This is a genomic window from Wenyingzhuangia sp. (assembly GCF_039768515.1).
Lineage (GTDB): Bacteria > Bacteroidota > Bacteroidia > Flavobacteriales > Flavobacteriaceae > Wenyingzhuangia.
In genome coordinates, this window is record NZ_JBDNAI010000014.1 from 1 (window position 1) to 3,461 (window position 3,461).

Consider the following 3,461-nt stretch of genomic DNA (forward strand, 5'->3'; position numbering starts at 1 on the left):
CCACAACATTCACTATGAATGAATCTTTCCCGATGAATGCTTGGTATGCAGTAGCGTGGGATGTAGAATTAAAACATGAGTTATTACCAAGAACCATTTGCAATAAACCCTTAGTACTTTATCGTAAAAATGATGGCACTCCTGTAGTATTAGAAGATGCTTGTTGGCATCGTCTACTTCCGTTATCCAAAGGAAAATTAAGAGGAGACACAGTTGTTTGCGGTTATCATGGATTAGAATTTAACAACGAAGGACAATGCACCTATATGCCCTCTCAAGAAACCATTAATCCTTCTGCTTGCGTACGCTCATATCCTGCTGTAGAGAAATATCGTTTTATTTGGGTTTGGATGGGTGACCCTGCTGTTGCAGATAACAGTAAAATCCCAGATATGCATTGGAATAATGATCCAGAATGGGCAGGTGATGGAAAAATGATAGAAGTTAAATGCAACTATAGATTAGTAGTAGATAATTTAATGGACCTAACGCATGAGACTTTTGTTCATGCTGGAAGTATTGGTGATAGAAATGTAGCTGAAGCACCTTTTGATGTACATTATGATGAACATACAGCTACAGTAACTCGTTGGATGAAGGGTATAAAACCTCCTCCATTTTGGCATGGTCAATTAAATAAAATAATAAAACATGATGATCTAGTTGATCGTTGGCAAATTATAAAATTTGAAGCACCATGTACGGTAAATATTGATGTTGGGGTTGCCATTGCCGGAACAGGTGCTCCAGAGGGTGACCGTTCTCAAGGTGTAAATGGTTATGTTTTAAACACCATTACACCTTCAACCAATCAAACCTGCTACTATTTTTGGGCTTTTAGCAGAAACTACAATCTTAAAGATCAAAGCAATACCACCGAACTAAAAAATGGTGTAGCTTCCATATTTGCGCAAGACGAAGATATTCTTGAAGCACAACAGAGAGCTATAAACACAAATCCAACACGAGAATTTTATAATTTAAATATAGATGCTGGTGCCATGTGGGCTAGAAGAATTACAGACAAAATGATTGAAAACGAAAATCAAGACTAATGCGCTATAGAAGTACTTGGGGTAACGCCACCATTATTAATACCGAATTAATAGCTAACAATGTCATGAAAATACAGTTAACTCCAGAAAATGGTGTTAAAAATTTTACTGTTGGCTCGCATATAGACGTTTCTATTTTAATAAATGGAGTTACAGAAATTCGCAGCTACTCGTTAGTAGGTCAATATCAACAAAAAAAGCCTTACACTATTGCTGTAAAACGTCTACCCTCTAGTCGTGGTGGATCAAACTATATGTGGTCTTTAAAAAAAGGAAATCAAATAAAAATCTCTCAGCCTACCAATCATTTCGAATTAAAATACAATGCCAATGATTATTTACTTATTGCTGGAGGTATTGGAATCACACCAATATTAGGTATGGCAGAGCAATTGTGCTCAAGAAAAGACATCAGTTTACGAATGTTATATTTAGGTAAAAACAAAGAAGAAATGCCTTTTATAGAACATTTAAAAACACTTTTAGGTGATAGACTAGAATTACATTACAGTGACGAAAGCGGGTATTTTGACATGAACAAACTAAACACTTTAGCAAATAACCAGACACACATATACCTATGCGGCCCCTTATTACTTATGAACAGTGTTCGCAAAGCTTGGGAAGCTAATCCTTTTGAAAATACACATTTACATTTTGAAACATTTGGAGCTTCTGGCTTATTTGCACCACAAAATTTTAAAGTAAAAATTCCACGTTTTAATAAAGAATTAGTTGTAGGCGAAAACCAAACCTTATTACAAGCTTTAGAAGAAGAAGATTTAGAAATCATGTACGATTGCAAAAAAGGGGAATGTGGCTTATGTCAAGTTAATGTTATAGAATACACTGGTGATATAGACCACCGTGATTTATTTTTTAGTGAAGAAGAAAAAAGTAAAAACTCAAAAATGTGCGCTTGCGTAAGCAGAGTTGCTAACGGACACGTAGTAATTGACACCGCTTACAGAAGCAACATTTAATATAAAGACTGAAAATAAAAATGAAAACTAATTATAAAATTCAAGGAACCCCAAATAGTCCCGTACTGATGTTCTCCAATTCTTTGGGAGCCGATCTAACCATGTGGGACGAACTAGTTCCCCTCTTATTGCCCTATTTTAGAGTATTGCAATACGATACCCGCGGACACGGACAAAGCGAATTGACTGAGGGGCCATATACCATTGAAAGGCTGGGTCAAGATGTTATATCTCTTTTAGATCAATTAAATATTGATAAAGTATATTTCTGTGGATTGTCTATGGGCGGACTGATAGGTCAGTATCTAGGTATTCACCATCCCGATAGATTACACAAATTGATCCTAAGTAATACCGATTCTAAAATTGGTACAGTAAATCGATGGAATGAACGCATTAATACCATCAACGAACAGGGAATGCAGGCTATTGTAGATAGTACTATGGAAAAATGGTTTACCCCTTTTTATCATAAAATAAACCCAGCTCGCGTAGCTCAAATGAAAGAACTTTTTTTAGCAAATAAAACACTGGGATATACCGCTTGTTGCAGTGCCTTAGGTGCTGCAGATTTCAGGTCAGAAATCAAAAAGATTACCGTGGAAACACTCATCATTACCGGAGATGAAGATACTGTGACCAATGTAGTTCAAGCGAAAGGCTTGCAAAAAGAGATTCCAAATGCAAAACTAAAAGTATTCCCTGCTAGGCATTTACCAAGCACAGAATTACCAATGGAATATGCTGACACCTTAATTGATTTTCTTGTTGGAAAAGAAACAGTGGACAGGGGGATGCACGTACGCCGTACCGTTTTAGGAAACACCCATGTAGATGCTGCAAATCAAAATAAGAATGAATTCAATAGTGATTTTCAAGAATTTATTTCAAACTATGCATGGGGAGAGATTTGGACGCGACCAGGATTATCTAAACACACCCGAAGCTTGATCACACTTTCAATGTTGATTCCACTAAACAGAAAAGCAGAATTTAAAATGCATGTAAAAGCCGCTTTTAATAATGGCGTAACGGTTAAAGAAATCAAAGAAGTGATTCTTCAATCAGGTATCTATTGTGGTTTACCAGCAGCCAATGATGCCATGCATGCTGCAGAAGCAGTTTTTGAAGAACTAGCATTAAATTATAAAGAATAAAATTGTGATGATAATAAAAGCACAAATAGGAATTATTGGTGCTGGCCCATCCGGAATGGTGCTTGCCAATTGGTTAAAAAAACACGGCATCTCAGCAGTAATATTAGAATTACGCTCACGTAAATATGTAGAGGGCCGAGTACGTGCGGGATTGGTAGAGCAGAATACTAAGGATATTTTAAAAGAGCTAGGGCTAGATGCAAGACTTCAAAAGGAAGGGGTTGTTCATGATGGTGTGTATTTAAGTTTTGATGAGGAACGTGTGC

The 3,461-nt window shown here is 36.6% G+C and carries 4 protein-coding genes; all 4 read left to right on the plus strand.

What is annotated here, in order from left to right; all coding sequences use genetic code 11:
• The coding region (locus ABF281_RS01050) for an aromatic ring-hydroxylating dioxygenase subunit alpha (protein ID WP_347179846.1) at positions 1-1,055 on the plus strand (1,055 nt) is incomplete at its 5' end.
• Positions 1,055-2,038: a PDR/VanB family oxidoreductase gene (locus ABF281_RS01055; RefSeq protein WP_347179847.1), complete on the plus strand. Its 984-nt coding sequence runs from the start codon at positions 1,055-1,057 to the stop codon at positions 2,036-2,038. The genes ABF281_RS01050 and ABF281_RS01055, both read left to right, overlap by 1 nt.
• Before the next feature lie 20 nt (positions 2,039-2,058).
• Positions 2,059-3,195 (plus strand): 3-oxoadipate enol-lactonase, encoded by a 1,137-nt coding sequence (pcaD, locus tag ABF281_RS01060; RefSeq protein WP_347179848.1) that lies wholly within the window; start codon positions 2,059-2,061, stop codon positions 3,193-3,195.
• 7 nt (positions 3,196-3,202) lie between these two features.
• Positions 3,203-3,461, plus strand: a 259-nt coding sequence (locus tag ABF281_RS01065; RefSeq protein WP_347179849.1) for an FAD-dependent monooxygenase, incomplete at its 3' end; no start/stop codon positions are given.